16 protein-coding genes are annotated in these 17,672 nt (G+C 69.3%); 8 read left to right on the forward strand and 8 right to left on the reverse strand.

Annotated elements, in window-relative coordinates:
* The first annotated feature begins 71 nt into the window (after positions 1-71).
* The 7 genes from JHD77_RS27160 to zapE all read left to right on the forward strand — a co-directional run bounded on the left by JHD77_RS27160 (position 72) and on the right by zapE (position 7,190).
* Positions 72-1,157 (forward strand): sigma-54 interaction domain-containing protein, encoded by a 1,086-nt coding sequence (locus tag JHD77_RS27160; protein ID WP_003115339.1) that lies wholly within the window; start codon positions 72-74, stop codon positions 1,155-1,157.
* A 235-nt stretch (positions 1,158-1,392) separates the two neighbouring features.
* The gene (locus tag JHD77_RS27165; protein WP_003104712.1) at positions 1,393-1,659 is read left to right on the forward strand and encodes a hypothetical protein; all 267 of its coding nucleotides are present in this window, start codon (positions 1,393-1,395) and stop codon (positions 1,657-1,659) included.
* A 159-nt stretch (positions 1,660-1,818) separates the two neighbouring features.
* Positions 1,819-2,379, forward strand: a complete 561-nt coding sequence (msuE, locus tag JHD77_RS27170) for an FMN reductase (protein WP_003089470.1) — start codon at positions 1,819-1,821, stop codon at positions 2,377-2,379.
* Positions 2,380-2,388: 9 nt separating this feature from the next.
* On the forward strand, positions 2,389-3,534 hold the full coding sequence (ssuD, locus tag JHD77_RS27175; RefSeq protein ID WP_016852878.1) for an FMNH2-dependent alkanesulfonate monooxygenase: 1,146 nt from the start codon (positions 2,389-2,391) through the stop codon (positions 3,532-3,534).
* A 29-nt stretch (positions 3,535-3,563) separates the two neighbouring features.
* Positions 3,564-4,748: an acyl-CoA dehydrogenase family protein gene (locus tag JHD77_RS27180; RefSeq protein WP_003104714.1), complete on the forward strand. Its 1,185-nt coding sequence runs from the start codon at positions 3,564-3,566 to the stop codon at positions 4,746-4,748.
* The gene (locus JHD77_RS27185) at positions 4,745-5,875 is read left to right on the forward strand and encodes a sigma-54 interaction domain-containing protein (RefSeq protein ID WP_003111445.1); all 1,131 of its coding nucleotides are present in this window, start codon (positions 4,745-4,747) and stop codon (positions 5,873-5,875) included. Before JHD77_RS27180 ends, JHD77_RS27185 begins: the two co-directional genes overlap by 4 nt.
* Positions 5,876-6,035: 160 nt before the next feature.
* Positions 6,036-7,190 carry a cell division protein ZapE gene (zapE, locus tag JHD77_RS27190; protein WP_003122701.1) on the forward strand — a complete coding sequence of 385 codons (1,155 nt, stop codon included), beginning with the start codon at positions 6,036-6,038 and terminating at the stop codon, positions 7,188-7,190.
* Between the two features lie 65 nt (positions 7,191-7,255).
* On the opposite strand, the gene JHD77_RS27195 is transcribed toward zapE, so the two are convergent.
* The 7 genes from JHD77_RS27195 to JHD77_RS27225 all read right to left on the reverse strand — a co-directional run bounded on the left by JHD77_RS27195 (position 7,256) and on the right by JHD77_RS27225 (position 15,005).
* Positions 7,256-8,383, reverse strand: coding sequence for a glycerophosphodiester phosphodiesterase (locus JHD77_RS27195; RefSeq protein ID WP_003122702.1), 1,128 nt, complete (start codon positions 8,381-8,383; stop codon positions 7,256-7,258).
* 177 nt (positions 8,384-8,560) lie between these two features.
* Complete coding sequence (locus JHD77_RS27200) at positions 8,561-9,214, reverse strand: methionine ABC transporter permease (RefSeq protein ID WP_003111646.1); 654 nt, start codon at positions 9,212-9,214, stop codon at positions 8,561-8,563.
* Positions 9,198-10,307 carry a methionine ABC transporter ATP-binding protein gene (locus tag JHD77_RS27205; protein ID WP_010895607.1) on the reverse strand — a complete coding sequence of 370 codons (1,110 nt, stop codon included), beginning with the start codon at positions 10,305-10,307 and terminating at the stop codon, positions 9,198-9,200. Before JHD77_RS27205 ends, JHD77_RS27200 begins: the two co-directional genes overlap by 17 nt.
* Positions 10,304-11,098: a MetQ/NlpA family ABC transporter substrate-binding protein gene (locus JHD77_RS27210; RefSeq protein WP_003115004.1), complete on the reverse strand. Its 795-nt coding sequence runs from the start codon at positions 11,096-11,098 to the stop codon at positions 10,304-10,306. Before JHD77_RS27210 ends, JHD77_RS27205 begins: the two co-directional genes overlap by 4 nt.
* 31 nt (positions 11,099-11,129) lie before the next feature.
* A complete protein-coding gene (locus JHD77_RS27215) occupies positions 11,130-12,518 on the reverse strand; it encodes an LLM class flavin-dependent oxidoreductase (protein WP_016852879.1) in 1,389 nt (462 codons plus the stop codon).
* A gap of 17 nt (positions 12,519-12,535) precedes the next feature.
* Complete coding sequence (locus tag JHD77_RS27220; RefSeq protein ID WP_016852880.1) at positions 12,536-13,759, reverse strand: SfnB family sulfur acquisition oxidoreductase; 1,224 nt, start codon at positions 13,757-13,759, stop codon at positions 12,536-12,538.
* Between the two features lie 10 nt (positions 13,760-13,769).
* Positions 13,770-15,005, reverse strand: coding sequence for an SfnB family sulfur acquisition oxidoreductase (locus JHD77_RS27225; protein WP_003106870.1), 1,236 nt, complete (start codon positions 15,003-15,005; stop codon positions 13,770-13,772).
* Positions 15,006-15,423: 418 nt separating this feature from the next.
* On the opposite strand from JHD77_RS27225, the gene JHD77_RS27230 reads away from it, so the two are divergent.
* A complete protein-coding gene (locus tag JHD77_RS27230) occupies positions 15,424-16,659 on the forward strand; it encodes an NAD(P)/FAD-dependent oxidoreductase (RefSeq protein ID WP_191519445.1) in 1,236 nt (411 codons plus the stop codon).
* Between the two features lie 42 nt (positions 16,660-16,701).
* Here JHD77_RS27230 and JHD77_RS27235 read toward each other — a convergent pair whose 3' ends face one another.
* Positions 16,702-17,634, reverse strand: a complete 933-nt coding sequence (locus JHD77_RS27235; protein WP_016561907.1) for a carbohydrate kinase family protein — start codon at positions 17,632-17,634, stop codon at positions 16,702-16,704.
* Positions 17,635-17,672 lie beyond the last annotated feature (38 nt).

Genomic DNA, 17,672 nt, shown 5'->3' on the forward strand with positions numbered 1-17,672 from the left:
GAATTCAGAATTTTTTAATCTATGGATTCCTGGGGCAAGATGGGCGCACATTCCCCGGCTCGGAACCCAGCATGTCCGTCATCACCCATCCCCACGCCCGCGAGCTGACCAAATCGGTGCGCGCCACCGTGCTGGTGTTCAACGACCCCCGTTCCCGCGAGCTGCTGGAGCGCATCGAGCGCCTGGCGCCCAGCGAGGCCAACGCGCTGGTCATCGGCGAGACCGGCACCGGCAAGGAGCTGGTGGCGCGCCATATCCACGCCCTCAGCGGACGCAACGGCGGCCCGTTCGTCGCGGTCAACTGCGGTGCTTTCGCCGAGAGCCTGGTGGAGAGCGAGCTGTTCGGTCACGAGAAGGGCGCCTTTACCGGTGCGTTGCAGAGCAAGGCCGGCTGGTTCGAGGCAGCCAACGGCGGCACCCTGTTCCTCGACGAGATCGGCGACCTGCCGCCGAGCATCCAGGTCAAGCTGCTGCGCGTGCTGCAGGAACGCGAGGTGGTGCGGCTCGGTTCGCGCCGGCCGATCCCCATCGACGTGCGGCTGGTGGCGGCGACCAACGTCGACTTGGCTGACGCGGTGGTCGCCGGACACTTCCGCGAGGACCTGTTCTACCGCCTGCACGTGGCGACCATCCAACTGCCGCCGTTGCGCGAGCGCCGCGGCGATATCCTGCCGCTGGCCGAGTACTTCATCGTCGAGCACTGCCGGCGCCTCGGCTACACCAGCGCGAGCCTGAGCCCGGAAGCCGAGCGCAAGCTGCTCGGGCATTCCTGGGCGGGCAATATCCGCGAGCTGGAGAACGCCATCCACCACGCGCTGCTGGTCTGCCGCAACCGTCTGATCCAGCCGGCCGACCTGCACCTCATCGACATGCGTGCGCGCCAGGAGCCGAACGGCTTGCGCCGCGCTCCCGAAAGCGCCGCCGGCTCGGCGTTGGAGGCGGCGCTGCAGGCGCTGTTCGAGGAAAACCGCGAGGATCTCTACGAGCACATCGAGGAAACCGTGTTCCGTGCCGCCTATCGCTTCTGCCACGGCAACCAGTTGCAGACCGGACGCTTGCTGGGGATCAGCCGCAACATCGTGCGCGCCCGCCTGGAGAAGATCGGCGAGCTGGAAACCTCGCCACGGCACAACGTGGTCTCGCTGGTGGGCAAGTGAGCGTGGCGCTTTACAGTCTTTCACAATTCCCCCACAAAACCGGCAAGAACCCGGACGGCGGCTGTTCTACAACGGAGCGGTGAATCTCGTTGGCCGGACCAGGGACGTCGCCATGCCTCGCTCCGCTCGCCTGTGTCGCTCGCTCCCGGTAGCCGCTTTCCCGGCGGCGCCGAGTCCGCCTGGTCCTCCAGTCACAGCAACCTTGGTTTCCCGACCCGGCGAAGAGGATCGCTGCATGCCGTACTGTTCGCCGGAACAACTCGCCGACCTAGGCCCGCTGCTGGATTGCCTGCGCCGCTGGCCGCGCATCCGCGAGCCGCGGCCGGGGGTGTTCTACCTGGGCGACCAGCCGTTCTGCCAGTTCCATTCGCGCAATGGCCAGCGCTGGGCCGACGTCAAGCGCCGCAAGGGGCGCCTGCCGCCGTTCGTTCTGCCGCCGGGCGACCAGCATTCGGCGCGGGCATTCCAGATATTCCTGCTCCAGGCCTACAAGCTGAACTGAACTGTTGCCCGGGCAACAGTCGGACAGCAGCGCTGTTGCGTGGCTGACAGGCCGAGGCCGGAAACCCGCCGCAACTGCCCGGAAAATGCACATTTCCCCGTTGGTACGGCCCTTGCTCCAGGGCACTGCACCTAGCGCAACAGTCCACAGGGAAATCCCATGACCAGCCCCTTCAAAGTCGTCGCCGTCTCCGGCGGCACCTATCGCCCGTCCCGCACCCTGGTACTCACCCAGGCCCTGATCGCCGAGCTTGGCCAGTCGTTGCCGATCGACAGCCGGGTCATCGAGCTGACCGACATCGCCGCGCCGCTGGGCGCTACCCTGGCGCGCAACCAGGCGCCGGCGGAACTGCAGGCGGTGCTCGACGAGATCGAAAGCGCCGACCTGCTGCTGGTCGCCTCGCCGGTCTACCGTGGCTCCTATCCGGGCCTGCTCAAGCACCTGTTCGACCTGATCGACCTCAACGCCTTGATCGACACCCCGGTGCTGCTCGCCGCCACTGGCGGCACCGAGCGCCACGCGCTGGTCCTCGACCACCAGTTGCGCCCGCTGTTCAGCTTCTTCCAGGCGATCACCCTGCCCATCGGGGTCTACGCCAGCGAGGCCGACTTCGACAACTACCGGATCGTCAGCGAGCCGCTGAAGGCGCGCATCCGCCTCGCCGCCGAGCGCGCCGCGCCGCTGTTCGGCGGACGCTCCGAACTGTTGAAGATCGCCTGAGGTGCGCCGATGAACGTGTTCTGGTTCCTCCCGACCCACGGCGATGGCCACTTCCTCGGCACCAGCCAGGGCGCGCGGCCGGTCTCGCTGCCTTACCTGAAACAGGTGGCACAGGCGGCCGACAGCCTTGGCTATCACGGCGTGCTGATCCCCACCGGACGCTCCTGCGAGGACTCCTGGGTGGTGGCCTCGGCGCTGGCGCCGCTGACCGAGCGCCTGCGCTTCCTGGTGGCGATCCGTCCGGGAATCGTTTCGCCGACCGTCTCGGCGCGGATGGCGGCGACCCTCGACCGCCTGTCCGGCGGGCGCCTGCTGATCAACGTGGTCACCGGCGGCGATCCCGACGAGAACCGCGGCGACGGCATCCATCTCGGCCACGCCGAGCGCTACGAGCTCACCGACGAGTTCCTTCGGGTCTGGCGGCGCGTCCTGCAGGGCGAGGCGGTGGACTTCCACGGCAAGCACATCCACGTGGAGAACGCCAAGGCGCTCTATCCGCCGCTGCAACGGCCTTATCCGCCGCTGTACTTCGGCGGTTCCTCGGAGGCCGCCCACGAACTGGCCGGCGAACAGGTGGACGTCTACCTGACCTGGGGCGAGCCGTTGCCGGCGGTGGCGGCGAAAATCGCCGACGTGCGCCAGCGAGCGGCTCGCCATGGGCGTACGGTGAAGTTCGGCATCCGCCTGCATGTGATCGTCCGCGAAACCGCCGAAGAAGCCTGGCGCGCCGCGGACAGGCTGATCGAACACATCTCCGACGAGACCATCGCCGCCGCGCAGCAGTCCTTCGCCCGTTTCGACTCCGAAGGCCAGCGACGCATGGCCGCGCTGCACGGCGGCCGCCGCGATCGCCTGGAGATCCAGCCGAACCTCTGGGCCGGGGTCGGCCTGGTGCGCGGCGGCGCCGGCACCGCGCTGGTCGGCGATCCGCGGCAGGTGGCGGAGCGCATCGGGGAATACGCCGAGCTCGGCATCGACAGCTTCATCTTCTCCGGCTATCCGCACCTGGAAGAGGCCTACCGCTTCGCCGAACTGGTCTTCCCGCTGCTGCCCGAACCCTACGCCAGCCTGGCCGGCCGTGGGCTGACCAACCTGACCGGGCCGTTCGGCGAAATGATCGCCAACGACGTGCTGCCGGCTCGCGCCGGCGCTTGAGCAGCCGGGCCCCCGAGGAGAAACCCCCTGTGAATGCGAAGACCCGCCCCGAGGCGCAAACGCCGTTGCAGATCGCCCGGCGCCTGGCCGCCGATTTCGCCGAGAACGCCGCCGAGCGCGACGTCGCCGGCGGTACCCCGAAGGCCGAGCGCGACGCGTTGCGCCGCAGCGGCCTGTTGTCGCTGATCATCCCGCGCGAATACGGCGGCCTGGGGGCGAGCTGGAGCGAAACCCTGCAAACCGTGCGCGAACTGGCCCGGGTCGACAGCTCGATCGCCCACGTCTATGGCTTCCAGCACCTGATGCTGGCCACCGTGCGCCTGTTCTCGCGGCCCGAGCAATGGCAGCCGTGGTTCGAGCTGACCGCGCGCAACCGCTGGTTCTGGGGCAACGCGCTGAACCCGCTGGACAACCGTACCGTGGCCCGGCGCTTCGACGGCTGGCGCGAGTTCTCCGGGAAGAAGAGCTTCTGCTCCGGCGCCCGCGATTCGGAGATGCTCATCGCCTCGGCACTGGACGGCGAGGGCGGGGCGCTGCTGATTGCCGCCATCCCCACCGCGCGCAGCGGTATCAGCCTGGGCCAGGATTGGGACAACATGGGCCAGCGGCAGACCGACAGCGGCAGCGCGATCTTCGAGCGGGTGCGGGTGGAGGAGAGCGAGTTGCTGCTCGATCCCGGGCCGCTGAGCACGCCGTTCGCCTGCCTGCGGCCGCTGATCGCCCAGTTGATCTTCACCGAGGTGTTCCTCGGCATCGCCGAAGGCGCCTTCGAGGAGGCTCGCCAGTACACCCTGCGCGAAGCGCGACCGTGGTTCCGCTCCGAGGTCGCCGAGGCCAATGCCGACCCCTATGTGCTGGCGCGCTACGGCGAATTCTGGGTCGGCCTGGAAAGCACCCGGGCGCTGGTCGAGCGCGCCGCGCAGCGCCTCGACGCCGCCTGGTCCAAGGGCCCGGCGCTGGACGCCAGCGAGCGCGGCCAGTTGGCCCTGGCCATCGCCGCCGCCAAGGTCGCCGCGACGCGCAACGGCCTCGACCTGTGCAACCGCATGTTCGAAGTCACCGGCGCCCGCTCCACTCACGCCGCCCTGCGCCTGGACCGCTACTGGCGCAACCTGCGCACCCAGACCCTGCACGACCCGCTGGACTACAAGATCCGCGAGCTGGGCGACTGGGCGCTGAACCAGTCACCGCCGCAACCGACCTTCTACTCATGAACGCTTCTACCCGTACTCCCGACCGGCTGCTGACGCTGCCACGTTCGCCGAACCTGGCGACCTCGATCCGCGCCACCGCCCAGGTCTTCGAGGATCCGAAGTCCCAGGCCCTGCTCGAACACCTGCGCCAGGTGGCGCCGAGCGAGGCCAGCGTGCTGGTGATCGGCGAGACCGGCACCGGCAAGGAACTGGTGGCGCGGCATATCCACAACCTCAGCGCGCGGCGCAACGGCCCGTTCGTGGCGGTCAACTGCGGGGCCTTCTCCGAGTCACTGGTGGAAGCCGAGCTGTTCGGCCACGAGAAGGGCGCCTTCACCGGCGCCCTGGCGGCCAAGGCCGGCTGGTTCGAGGAAGCCAACGGCGGCACCCTGTTCCTCGACGAGATCGGCGACCTGCCGATGCCGATCCAGGTCAAGCTGCTGCGTGTGTTGCAGGAGCGCGAGGTGGTGCGCCTGGGTTCGCGCAAGAGCATCCCCATCGACGTGCGCGTGCTGGCGGCGACCAACGTGCAACTGGAGCGGGCGATCAATGCCGGGCACTTCCGCGAGGACCTGTACTACCGGCTCAATGTCGTCAGCCTGGAGCTGTCGCCGTTGCGCGAGCGACCCGGCGACATCCTGCCGCTGACCCGCCACTTCATCGCCGAGTACAGCCGTCGCCTGGGCTACGGCCAGAGCCAGTTGAGCCCGGAGGCGGCGCAGAAGTTGCGTGCCTATTCCTGGCCGGGGAACATCCGCGAGCTGGAGAACGTCATCCACCATACCTTGCTGATCTGCCGCGACGGGCTGATCCGCGCGGATGACCTGCACCTGTCCAACCTGCGCCTGGAGCGTGGCGAGGAGCTAGCGCGCGGGGGCCCGGCGAGCGGCGCCGCCGAGCACTTGTTGCAGCAGGCTTTCCAGCGTCTGTTCGAAGAGCAGGGCGAGAACCTCCATGGGCGGGTCGAAGATGCCCTGCTGCGCGCGGCGTACCGTTTCTGCCACGGCAACCAGGTGCATACCGCCAACCTGCTGGGACTCAGCCGCAACGTCACGCGCACGCGGCTGATCGCCATCGGCGAGCTGGTGGTGAACAAGCGCGGTGGCCAGCGGATCGATGGCGAGCGGGCGGTGCGGTTGTCGATCTGACTTCAGGCGCTCGGATAAGCGCAAGCGGTTATTCGGCCAACCTCCCGCGACTATCCGCCGTGCCGGCGCTGCGGCATTCGCCCAAACCCAGTCGGGCGCAGTAGACTCGGCGCTTTGCGGAGCGTCTGGCTCCGCGCTCTGCGCCAGGTGGAACCGCCCGATGCCCGATACCTCTCCCGATCTGCCGGCCATGTCGCCGCTCGCCGCCTATCGTCAGGCCGTGGAACAGCGCGGTTTCGCTCCCGACGAGGCGCAGCGGCGCGCAGCCGAGGCGCTGGAGCGTTGTTTCCAGGCCCTGCACGAGCCGCACCGCCACGGCGCGATCCAGGGCGTCTACCTGTGGGGACCGGTAGGACGCGGCAAGACCTGGCTGATGGACCACTTCTACCAGTGCCTGCGCGTGCCCGCGCGGCGCCAGCACTTCCACCACTTCATGCAATGGGTGCACCAGCGCCAGTTCGAACTGACCGGTACAGCCGACCCGTTGCGCGCCCTGGCCCGCGAGTTGGCGCGGGACGTGCGGGTGCTGTGCTTCGACGAGCTGTTCGTCAGCGATATCGGCGACGCCATCCTGCTCGGCAGCCTGCTGCGCATCATGTTCGAGGAGGGCGTGGTGCTGGTGGCCACTTCCAACCAGCCACCGGAGCAGTTGTACGCCGACGGTTTCAACCGCGAACGCTTCCTCCCGGCGATCGAGGCGATCCAGCGGCACATGGCGGTGGTCGCGGTGGATGGCGGCCAGGACCACCGCCTGCATCCCGGCCGGGCCGAGCAACGCTACTGGGTGGTGGAGGCGGGGCAGGCGAGCGGTTTCGCCGAACTCTTCGCGCGCCTGAGTGCCGGCGAAGCGGCATCCACGCAGCCCATCGAACTGGGGCACCGCCCGCTGGCGGTGCACCGGCACAGCGAATCGGTGCTCTGGTGCAGCTATGCGCAGCTCTGCGAGGCGCCGCTGTCGGCACTGGACTTCATCGGCCTTTGCGACCGCTACCGGGCGATCCTGATGGACGACCTGCCGTGCCTGAGCGCCAGCCAGCGCGAAGGCCGCATAGCCCGTGGCACCGAGGACGGCGCGCAACTGGTGGAGGCGGGTGATCGCGAATTGCCGCAGTTGTCGGTGCACGACGACGGCGTGCGGCGCTTCATCGCCCTGGTGGACGAATGCTACGACCGCAAGGTGCCGCTCTACCTGGAGGCCAGGGTGCCGTTGGAGGCACTTTATACCGAGGGCTACCTGGCCTTCGCCTTCCGTCGCACCCTCAGCCGGCTGCGCGAGATGCAGCTGGCACGCTTCGGCAGCGACAGCGCCGGCTAGCGCCGCGCCGCCGAAGCGGGAACTGCGGATGGCCGCCCGCGCTCATCCGCCGGCCAGGCCGAGGCTCAGTAGCCGTGCCGGCGCAGCAGCGCGTCCATGTCTTGCGCCGCCGGGCGGCCCTGGAACTTCAGCAGTTCCGAGGTGCGGTTGGTGAAGAAACCGTCGACGCCGGCCGCGCCTAGGGCCTTGAAGTCTTCCGCCGAGTCCACCGAGTAGGCATGGATGAACAACCCGCGCGCGTGGGTCATGCGGTTCATCCAGGGTTTCACCAGGTCGGCGTAGCTCTGTTCGCCGCGTTCGCTGAGGGTCGCCGAGGGCCCGGTGCCCAGCGCGCCGTGGGCCTTGGCCCAGTCCAGCCAGGCGCCGAACTCGGCTTCGGACTTCACTTCCTGCCTGGCGTAGAAGGCCGCCTTGTCGGTTTCCCCGGATTCCTTGAAGGTCACTGGCGAACGGGCTTCCAGGTAACCGTCGCCGAGCCACAGCAGGAGAATCTTCGGCACTTGCGGCATGCTTTCTTGCAGCAGCTCCAGGCTGCTCTTCTCGAAGGTCTGCAGGATCACCCGGCCATTGCCGTGGGCCACGTCGACATGCCCGGCGGCGGCGCGCTCGCGGGGTTGCAGCCAGCCGCGGCGTTCCAGCAGCTTGCGCAGGTCGTCTTCGATGCCGGGGAATTGCGCCGGTACCTTGGTCTCCAGGTACAGGCCCGGCTTGTTGGCGCCGCCCTCGGCGATGTCGAGCATCTCGTCGAGGGTGAGGATGCGCAGGCCGACGAAGCCGGGCCGGGCGCGCTCGGGGAAGGCGCGATTGAACCAGGAGCCGGCGTCCAGGCGCTTGAGTTCGGCGAGAGTGAAGCTGCTCACCGGGTCCTTGGCGCGCTCCGGGAAGACCTCGGCGACGTCGGTGGTGCGCTCCAGGGTGTCGTCGTGGAGGGCGACCAGCACGCCGTCGCGGCTGCGCTGCACGTCGGCTTCCAGGTAGTCGGCGCCGAGGTCGCGGGCCAGCAGGTAGGCCGCGGCGGTTTCCTCGGGGGCGTCGTACGAGGCGCCGCGGTGGGCGATGACCGCCGGCCAGGGCACGCCGGCGGCGGCGCTGAGGGCCTTGCCGGACGGCTCCGCGGCCTGGGCGGCGAGCCCCGCCGTCAGGCCGAGGAGGCCCAGGGTCTTGAATGTTCCTTGCCAGAATCTTTGCCGCATGAGGCGCCTTTCCTTCTTTCTTTTTCACGGGATTGCCGACCAGTCTGGCGTCGCCGGATGACCGGAGGACGACAGATACAGGTCTGTCCGGCGCGGGGAAAGATGCGCTGTCGCGGCGACGCTGGTTCCTGTCGCCCTCGGTAAAGCGCCAGCCCTCCCAGGCCGGGAGGGCGGATTCTACAGGCGTTTGTTCAGCAGGCGGGCCAGGCGGTCGCCGCCGAACTGGATCAACGTGACCAGCAGCACAAGGACGATGATCACGGTGAGCATCACCTGGGTGTCGAAGCGCTGGTAGCCGTAGCGGTAGGCCAGGTCGCCCAGGCCGCCGGCACCGATCGCACCGGCCATGGCCGAGGAATTGATCATGGTCACCAGGGTGATGGTGAAGCCGCCGACGATGCCCGGTCGCGCCTCCGGCAACAGTACGTTGCAGATGATGTGGCGGCGTTCGCAGCCCATCGCCTGGGCCGCCTCCACCAGGCCGTGGTCGACTTCGCGCAGGCTGACCTCGGCGATCCGCGCGAAGAACGGCGTGGCGGCGATGGTCAGCGGCACCACCGCGGCCCAGACTCCATAGCTGGTGCCGACGATCATCCGGGTAAAGGGAATCAGCGCCACCATCAGGATCAGGAAGGGTACCGAGCGCAGCACGTTGACCAGACCGCCCAGGATGCGATTGAGCAGGCGCGCCTCGAAGATCCCGCCCGGCCCGGTGGTGACCAGCACCAGGGCCAGCGGGATACCCACCAGCAGGACGATGGCGGAGGACGCGCCGATCATCAGCAGCGTATCGAGGAAACCTTGCCAGAGCCGTTCAAGCATGGGCGACATGGCCGAGCACCTCCACCTTGTCCGCCACCAGCGCGGCCTTGGCCAGCACGCCGGGAAGCTCGCCGGGCGGCGCGCCGACCTGTAGCAGCAGGCGCCCCAGGGCGCGGCCCTGGATACGCTCTATGCCGCCGTGGAGCAGGTCGACGCGCTGGCCGATGGCCCTGGCGATGGCCAGCAGGTCCGGCACCCGTCGGCTGGCGCCGGTGTACTGGAGATCGAGCAGCACCGGGTCGCCGGCGCCGGGAGCCTGGCGCAGGCGCGCCTGGAGGTCGGCCGGGAGGGCGGCGCGCAGGCTGCCGAGCAGGCTTCGGGTGACGGCATGGCGCGGATCGCCGAAGACTTCCCAGACTTCGCCCTGTTCGACGATGCGGCCGCATTCGAGGACCACCACGCGGTCGCAGATCTCGCGGATGACCGCCATCTCGTGGGTGATCAGGACGATGGTCAGGCCCAGCCGGCGGTTGATGTCGCGCAGCAGCGCGAGGATCGCCTGGGTGCTCTCCGGGTCCAGCGCCGAGGTGGCTTCGTCGCAGAGCAGTATCTGCGGCTGGTGCACCAGCGCGCGGGCGATGCCGACGCGCTGTTTCTGCCCGCCGGAGAGCTGTGCCGGATAGGCGTCGCGTTTTTCCTCCAGGCCGACCAGTTGCAGCAGCCCGGCGACCCGCTCCTCGATCCGTGCCCGGGGCACCCCGGCCACCCGCAGCGGCAGGGCGATGTTCTGCCGCACGGTCTTGGCCGACATCAGGTTGAAGTGCTGGAAGATCATGCCGATGCGTCGGCGCAGGGCGACCAGGCGCTGGCCGTCGTAGCCGCCGATGTCTTCGTCGTCGATCAGCACCTGCCCCTCGCTGGGACGCTCCAGGCGATTGAGGGTGCGGATCAGCGAGGACTTTCCGGCGCCGCTGCGGCCGATGATGCCGAACACTTCGCCGCGGCGGATTTCCAGGTCGATCTCCCGCAGGGCCTGGACTCCACCGGGGTAGCGCTTGCCCAGGCCGTGGAGACGGATGTGCGGCGTGGAGGCGCGCGTGTCGGGCGCCGTCGGGAACGGTTCGAGGGGCAGCAGGCTCGGGGGAACGGTCATGGCCGTCACTCCCAGCCCGGCTGGTACAGCGTGCCATGGGCCTTGTCCAGCGCGGCGCGGACCACCGGTGAATGCTGGTAGATGTCGACGAAGCGCGCCAGGCGGCCGTCGCGGTCCTGGTAGTCGCCGCGGGTGACGAACTGGATCACGTATTCCCGGTTGTCGATCCCGTCGAACAGCAGTGCCCGGGTCGGGTCGATGGTCCCGGCCAGGCGCAGGTAGTGCGGGTAACCCTGGGCCAGGTCGAAATCGTCGAGGGCGCGCGCCAGTTGCACCGCCTCCAGCTCGGTGATGCGGATGTCCTTCGGGTTGTCGACGATATCGTCGAGGGTCGCCTTGTAGCCGACGCCGTCCCTGAGCTTCAGCAGGCCGGCCTTCTGTAGCAGTTGCAGGCCGCGGCCGCCATTGATCGGGTCGTTGGCGATGGCCACGCTGGCGCCTTCCGGCAACTCTGCGAGGCTGGCGTAGCGCTTCGAATAGAGCCCGACGTTGTTGATGATCCCCGGCGCGAACGGCTTCAACTGGAAGCCGCCTTCGCGGTTGGCGTTTTCCAGGAAGGGCACGTGCTGGAAGTAGTTGGCGTCGATGTCGCCCTGGGCGAGGGTGATGTTGGGGGCGTTCCAGTCGCTGAACTCGACCAGTTCGACCTTCAGTCCCTGCTTGCCGGCTTCGCTCACGGCGACTTCCAGCGGCGGGGCGAAGGCGGCGGTGGTGCCGATCTTCAGCGGGGCGTCGGCGGCCTGGGCCGGGCCGCTGCCGAGGAGGACGGCCAGGCTCAGGGTTTTCAGGGTGTTCAGCATGGTGGGCTCCTGAACGAAAGGGAAAGTGGGGTCAGGCCTGGCGCTGGCGCGCGGCCGGGGGCTGGCGGAAGGCGGCGCCGGCGTGTTCCGCCTGCAGGCGCGCGCGGCCGCCGCCGAAGAGCTTCTCCCGCAGGGTGCCGGGTGCGTAGGCGGTCTTGTAGCTGCCGCGTGTCTGCAACTCGGGCACCACCAGGTCGATGAAGTCGGCGTAGCTCTCCGGCTCCACGGTGCGGGTCAGATTGAAGCCGTCCAGGCCGGTATCGGCGATCCAGCCTTCGAGGTCGTCGGCGACCTGGCGCGGGTCGCCTACCAGGGTCACGTAGCGGCCGCCCAGGGCCAACTGGTCGAGGAGCTTGCGCACGGTGGAGTCGGTGCGCGCCACGGTGAGGTTCTTCACCACCGACTCGATGGCGTTGTTCTTCTCGTAGCGGATCGGCTCGTCGAGCCCGTAGCGCGACAGGTCGATGCCGCTGGAGCTGGCGAAGTGCGCCAGGCCGGCCTCGGGGCTGGCGTAGCGGCGGTACTCGGCATGCTTGTCGCGGGCCTCGGCCGCGGTGGCGGCGACGATCACGTTGATGCCCATGAAGATCCTGATGTCCTCGGCGCGACGGCCGGCGCCGACCACCGCCGCGCGGATGCGCTGCACCAGTTGGCGGGTGGCCTCGCGGGTTTGTCCGGAGACGAACACGCATTCGGCGTGGCGCGCGGCGAAGGCCAGGCCACGCTCCGAGGAGCCGGCCTGGAACAGCACCGGGGTGCGCTGTGGAGAGGGCTCGGCGAGGTGGTAGCCCTCGACCTGGTAGAACTCGCCATGGTGGCGGATCTTGTGGATCTTCTCCGGCCGCGCGTAGACCCGTCGCTGGCGGTCGGCGAGCACCGCGTCGTCTTCCCAGCTGCCCTCCCAGAGCTTGTAGAGGACCTCCAGGTACTCGTCGGCGCGGTCGTAGCGGCGGTCGTGCTCGATCTGCGCGGACTGGCCCATGGCCTTGGCCGCGCTTTCCAGGTAGCCGGTGACGATGTTCCAGCCGATCCGCCCGTCGCTCAGGTGGTCGAGGGTCGAGAGCCGCCGGGCGAACGGGTAGGGCGCCTCGTAGGTGAGGTTGGCGGTGACGCCGAAACCCAGGTGCTCGGTGACCCCGGCCATGGCCGAGACCAGCATCAGCGGGTCGTTCACCGGCAACTGGACGGCTTCGCGGGCGGTCACCTCGATGCCGCCCTGGTAGACGTCGTAGACGCCGAGGATATCGGCGATGAACAGGCCGTCGAACAGGCCGCGCTCCAGCAGCCGGGCCAGCTCGGTCCAGTGGCGCAGTTTGCGGTAGTCGCTGGAGCGGTCGCGTGGGTGGGTCCAGAGGCCGTGGTTGATATGGCCGACGCAATTCATGCTGAAGGCGTTTAGGAGAATCTGCTTCTTGCTCATGGCGGTTCCTTCGGCGTTCAGAGCGTGCCGCGGCGTGGCGGCAGGCGGCCGTTGAGGTAGTAGTCGCCGACCGCGTGGTACTTCCAGCGCACCGGGTCGTGCAGGGTGTGTACGCGGGCGTTGCGCCAGTGGCGGTCGAGACCGAGTTCGGCGAGACAGGCGCGGCTGCCGCCAAGCTCGATCAGCTTGCTGCCGGCCAGCAGGGCGACCTCGGTGGTCAGCGCGCGGGCTTCGGCGACGGCGATCGAGGCGGCCGCCACGCTTTCCGCGTCCGGCTCGGCGGTGGCCCGGTCGAGCACCCGCCCGGCACGCTCCAGCAGCGCTTCGGCGGCGTGCAGGCGGATCGCCAGGCGGCCGATCTCGTGGATGGTCAGTGGGTCGGCGCTGGCCTTGTCGACGCCGGAGTCGACCCAGGGCCGGGCGCGCTCGCGGACGAAACGCAGGGTGTCCTCGAAGGCGCCGCGGGCGATCCCGGCGTCGATCGCCGCGTGGAGGATCTGTGCCAGCGGGCCGACGGTGGTCGGGCGCTCGAAGGCGTCCTGGAACGAGACCACGTCCTCGGCGGCCACCGCTACCCGGTCGAACAGCGCCGAACCGCTGCCGGTGGTGCGTTGACCGAAGCCGGACCAGTCGTCGACGATTTCCAGCCCGGCGCTGTCGCGCGGGACGAAGGCCAGTTGCTGGCGGCCCTCGTCGTCCACCGCCAGGGTCGGCACCCGCTGCGCGTAGAGTGCGCCGGTGCAGTAGAACTTGCGCCCGTCCAGGCGGTAGCCGTCGCCGTCGCCGTCGGCGCGCAGGCGGGTACGGCGCTCGCTGGCGGTACGCGTGCCGATCTCGGCCAGGGCGTTGCCGAAACGCTCGCCGGCCAGGGCGGCGCCGAACAGGCGACCTTTCTGCGCCGGCGAGCCGTTCACCCGCAGCACTTCGAGGGCGTAGAAATGGTTCTGCGGAATCTGCCCCAGGGAACTGTCGGCGGCGCTGACGATCGCCACCACCTTCGCCAGGGTCACCCGCGAGACGCCGGCCCCGCCGTATTCGCGGGGCACCGCGATGCCCCACAGGCCGGAGCGGGAGAACAGTTCCAGTTCTTCCAGCGGCAGGCGCCGCTCGCGGTCGCGCTGGATGCTTTCGCGGGCGAACAGGGCGGCCAGCTCGCGGGCCGTTTCCAGGGCTTCGTCGTCGCTGCCGATGCGATGGGCAGCGGCCGTGGGATTGTCGCGCGTAGCGTGTGCGAGGCTCATCGGGCGCTCCTCAGATCCATGAGTGACGCGCCGGACGGGCGCCGTTCAGGTAGTAGTCGCCGACCGCGTGGACTTTCCAGCGCACCGGGTCGTGCAGGGTATGGGTGCGGGCGTTGCGCCAGTGCCGGTCGAGGTTGAACTCGGCGAGCGTGGCACGGCTGCCGGCCAGCTCGAAGAGCTTCTCGCTGGCGGCCAGGCTGATCTCGGTGCTCAGCACCTTGGCCTCGGCCACGGCGATCGAGGCGCGTGCCGCCGACTCGGCGTCCACCGGCCGCGCGGCCACTTCGTCGAGGACCTGGCCGGCCTTCTCCAGCAGGGCGTTGGCGGCGTGCAGCTCGATTTGCAGGCGGCCGACCTCGGCGATGCTGTAGAGCTCATCGCTGGCGCGTTCGACCTGGGCGTCGATCCAGGGCCGGCTGCGTTCGCGGACGAAAGCCTGGGCGTCGTCCAGCGCCGCCTGGGCGATGCCGGCGTCGATGGCGGCCTGGATCAGTTGCGAGACGGCGCCCTGGAGGCTCGGGATCTCGGCCAGCAGGCCGTTGTGGATCAGCATGTCGCCGGCTACCGGAACCTCGTCCAGCAGTACCGTGCCGCTGGCGGTGGTGCGCTGGCCGAAGCCGGACCAGTCGTCGACGATGCGCAGGCCGGGAGCGCCGCGCTCGACGAAGAGCATCACCGCGCGTTCTTCCTCGTCGATGGCCTTGACCGCCACCCAGTGGGCGAACAAGGCTCCGGTGGAGTAGAACTTCTCGCCGCTGACCCGGTAGCCGTCGCCGTCGCGACGGACCCGCGCCTTCAGCTCCAGGGTGTGGCGGGTATTGCGCTCCGGGCCGGCGTTGGCCAGCCGGCGGCCGTCGAGGATGCCACGGAACAGCTTGCGTTTCTGCGCCGGGCTGGCGACGTTGTCGATCACGCTGAGCAGGCCGAACTGGTTCTGCGGAATCTGTCCGAGGGCCGGGTCGGCGGCACAGATGACACGGAACACCTCGGCCAGGGTCACATGGGAAACCTGCGCGCCGCCATGGGCGCGGGGAATGCCGATGCCGCCCAGGCCGAGGCGGGTGAAGAGTTCCAGTTCCTGCCAGGGCAGGCGTCGTTCGCGGTCGCGTAGCGCCGCTTCGCGACGGGCCAGTCCGGCTACCTCGTGGGCGGCCTGCAACGCCTGGGCGTCGTTCTCGATGAGGCGTGCCGGGAGTAGCCGGGGCGCCTGGTCACGAAGATCCTTGGGTGCGGTTTCGTCGGTCATGGTTCAGCCTTGCAGCGTGGTGGTTCCGCCAGCGGCATCGGTGTGGCGCGGCTCGCGGGTTCGGTGGTGCGGGTGGAACGCCTGGAGGAGGGAGGGGAAACAGGCGGTAACGACATGCTCGCTGGGCACCTCTGGCAGTTCGGATAGGTGGCTGGCGCGATCGCCAAGCCTCTGCCGGGTCTGTTTGCACAAGCCGTGCCGTTTGCTAATCCATAGAAAAATCAAAGAGTTGGAGGTTTTCTCCAACAGTTTCTGCTGGTCCGCGGGCGCTGCCTGTTGCTCCGCTGTTGCCAGGGCAACAGTTACCGGCGGATTACAGCCGGATGCCGCGCGCCGGCGCCGTGCTGCTAGGGTGATAGGGTTTCGCGCGCGGCGGCCTGGCGCGCGTCCACCCACTCGGATCGTCGAAGGAACTCCCATGCAGAGCGCTAACGCTTCAGAACTCACCACCGACATCGCCGTGATCGGCGGCGGCGCGGCCGGCATCGGCGTGATCGCCAGCCTGCTGAAACGTTCGCCGGGGTTGCGTATCAGCCTGATCGAGCCGGCGGACACCCACTACTACCAACCGGGCTGGACCCTGGTCGGTGGCGGCGCCTACGCACAGGGCGACACCGCGCGGCCGATGGCCGGGCTGGTCCCGCCCGGCGTGGAGTGGTTGCGCACCCGCGTCGAGCGGGTCGACCCCGAGGCGCGCCGACTGTTGCTGGAGGGCGGCGACAGCCTGGAATACCGCAACCTGATCGTCTGCCCCGGCCTGCGCCTGGCCTGGGAGCGCATCGAGGGCCTGGAGGAGACCCTGGGGCGCAACGGCGTCACCTCCAACTACCGCTACGACCTGGCGCCCTACACCTGGGAGCTGGTGCGCGGCCTGCGCGGCGGCAAGGCGCTGTTCACCCAGCCGGCGATGCCGATCAAGTGCGCCGGGGCGCCGCAGAAAGCCATGTACCTGTCCTGCGACCACTGGCTGCGGGAGGGCGTGCTGCAGGACATCGAGGTCGAGTTCGACCTGGCCGGCGCGGCGTTGTTCGGTGTCGCCGATTTCGTTCCGCCGCTGATGGAGTACGTGCGCAAGTATTCGGCCGAGCTGGCGTTCAATTCCAACCTGGTGAAGGTCGACGGCGCGGCGCGCAAGGCCTGGTTCGAGGTGAAGGACGCCGACGGCAACACCAATCTGGCGGAAAAGGACTTCGACCTGCTGCACGTGGTGCCGCCGCAACTGCCGCCGACCTTCGTCGCCGCCAGCGGCCTGGGCGACGCGGCCGGCTGGTGCGAAGTCGACCCGGCGACCCTGCAACATGTCCGTCATGGCGAGATCTTCGCCCTCGGCGATGTCTGCGGCACCGCCAACGCGAAGACCGCGGCGGCGGCGCGCAAGCAGATCGTGGTGGTGGCCGAGAACCTTCTCGGCCTGCGCAGCGGCCGTGGCCTGCCGCTGCGCTACGACGGCTACGGCGGTTGTCCGCTGACCGTCGAGCGCGGCCGGGTAGTGCTGGCGGAGTTCGGCTATGCCGGCAAGCTGCTGCCGACCTTCCCGCTGGAGTCCACCGCGGCCAGCCGCTTCGCCTGGCTGCTCAAGCGCCACGTACTGCCCTGGGTGTACTGGAACGCCATGCTCAAGGGCCGGGAGTGGCTGGCGCGGCCGGGGCGCTAGACCGGGCGGCAGCCCTCGGCCTGACCCTCCGCACGGCCGGCCTCAAAGCTCGTGGGCGAACGGCAGGTCCGGCCCCACCCGCGAGCAGGTGACCGCCGCCGCGCGGATGGCGAAGGCGAGCATCGCGTCGATCGCTTCCCGCGACAGCGCGGCTAGCCCGGCCGGGCTGTCGGCGTCGAGGCGGCGGAGGTAGGCGAGGGTCGCCGCCTGGAAGGTATCGCCGGCGCCGACCGTATCGCGCAGTGGCAGGGCGGTATCCGCCGGGCGACTCCAGCTGCCGTGGGCGCAGTGCACGCTGGCGCCGGCCCCGCCGTGGGTGACGAAGACCAGCCGGCAGCGCGAGTTCAGCCAGTCGCGGGCCACCTCGCCGGGGGCGCGGCCGGGGTAGAGCAGGGCCAGGTCTTCCTCGCTGGCCTTGATCAGGTGCGCATGACTGGCGAAGGCCTCGACCCGGCGCCGCCAGAGGTCGATGTCCGGCTGCGGGTCGAGGCGCACGTTGGGATCCAGGCTGACCAGGCGCCGGCCGCTCTCGCGCCGGACCAGCGCCAGCAGGGTGTCGGCCACCGGTGTCACCACCAGGGTATAGGAGCCGACGTGCAGCCCGCGTATCCGCCCATCCAGCGTCGGCAGGTGTTCCAGGCGCACCTGGCGGTCGGCGCAGCCGTCGCCGCGGAACTGGTATTGCGCCGAGCCGTTGGCGTCGAGGCCGACCATCGCCAGGGTGGTCGGGGCGTCGCTGGGCACCAGGAAGCCGCAGTCCACGCCTTCTTCTTCGAGCACCCGGCGCAGCCGCGTGCCCAGGTAGTCGCTGGACAGCCCGCCGAACAGCGCCGCCTCCACGCCCAGCCGGCGCAGGCCGACGGCGACGTTGAACGGCGAGCCGCCGGCGATCGCGGTGAAGCCCAGCTCGTTGCTGCGCGCAGCGCTTTCCAGGCTGAAGACATCGAAAAGGGCCTCGCCACACACCAGGTACATGCAGATCTCCAAAACGCCAGAAGAGGAAGGAAAGCGAC

The organism is Pseudomonas sp. P20 (assembly GCF_016463925.1).
Classification (GTDB): Bacteria; Pseudomonadota; Gammaproteobacteria; order Pseudomonadales; family Pseudomonadaceae; genus Pseudomonas; species Pseudomonas aeruginosa.

Coding starts and splice junctions, on each gene's coding strand:
- JHD77_RS27235 (WP_016561907.1), bottom strand. CDS start 17,634: ATGTACCTGGTGTGTGGCGAGGCCCTTTTCGATGTCTTCAGCCTGGAA.
- JHD77_RS27210 (WP_003115004.1), bottom strand. CDS start 11,098: ATGCTGAACACCCTGAAAACCCTGAGCCTGGCCGTCCTCCTCGGCAGC.
- JHD77_RS27230 (WP_191519445.1), top strand. CDS start 15,424: ATGCAGAGCGCTAACGCTTCAGAACTCACCACCGACATCGCCGTGATC.
- JHD77_RS27165 (WP_003104712.1), top strand. CDS start 1,393: ATGCCGTACTGTTCGCCGGAACAACTCGCCGACCTAGGCCCGCTGCTG.
- JHD77_RS27195 (WP_003122702.1), bottom strand. CDS start 8,383: ATGCGGCAAAGATTCTGGCAAGGAACATTCAAGACCCTGGGCCTCCTC.
- JHD77_RS27225 (WP_003106870.1), bottom strand. CDS start 15,005: ATGACCGACGAAACCGCACCCAAGGATCTTCGTGACCAGGCGCCCCGG.
- JHD77_RS27215 (WP_016852879.1), bottom strand. CDS start 12,518: ATGAGCAAGAAGCAGATTCTCCTAAACGCCTTCAGCATGAATTGCGTC.
- msuE (WP_003089470.1), top strand. CDS start 1,819: ATGACCAGCCCCTTCAAAGTCGTCGCCGTCTCCGGCGGCACCTATCGC.
- JHD77_RS27185 (WP_003111445.1), top strand. CDS start 4,745: ATGAACGCTTCTACCCGTACTCCCGACCGGCTGCTGACGCTGCCACGT.
- JHD77_RS27220 (WP_016852880.1), bottom strand. CDS start 13,759: ATGAGCCTCGCACACGCTACGCGCGACAATCCCACGGCCGCTGCCCAT.
- ssuD (WP_016852878.1), top strand. CDS start 2,389: ATGAACGTGTTCTGGTTCCTCCCGACCCACGGCGATGGCCACTTCCTC.
- JHD77_RS27200 (WP_003111646.1), bottom strand. CDS start 9,214: ATGTCGCCCATGCTTGAACGGCTCTGGCAAGGTTTCCTCGATACGCTG.
- zapE (WP_003122701.1), top strand. CDS start 6,036: ATGCCCGATACCTCTCCCGATCTGCCGGCCATGTCGCCGCTCGCCGCC.
- JHD77_RS27160 (WP_003115339.1), top strand. CDS start 72: ATGTCCGTCATCACCCATCCCCACGCCCGCGAGCTGACCAAATCGGTG.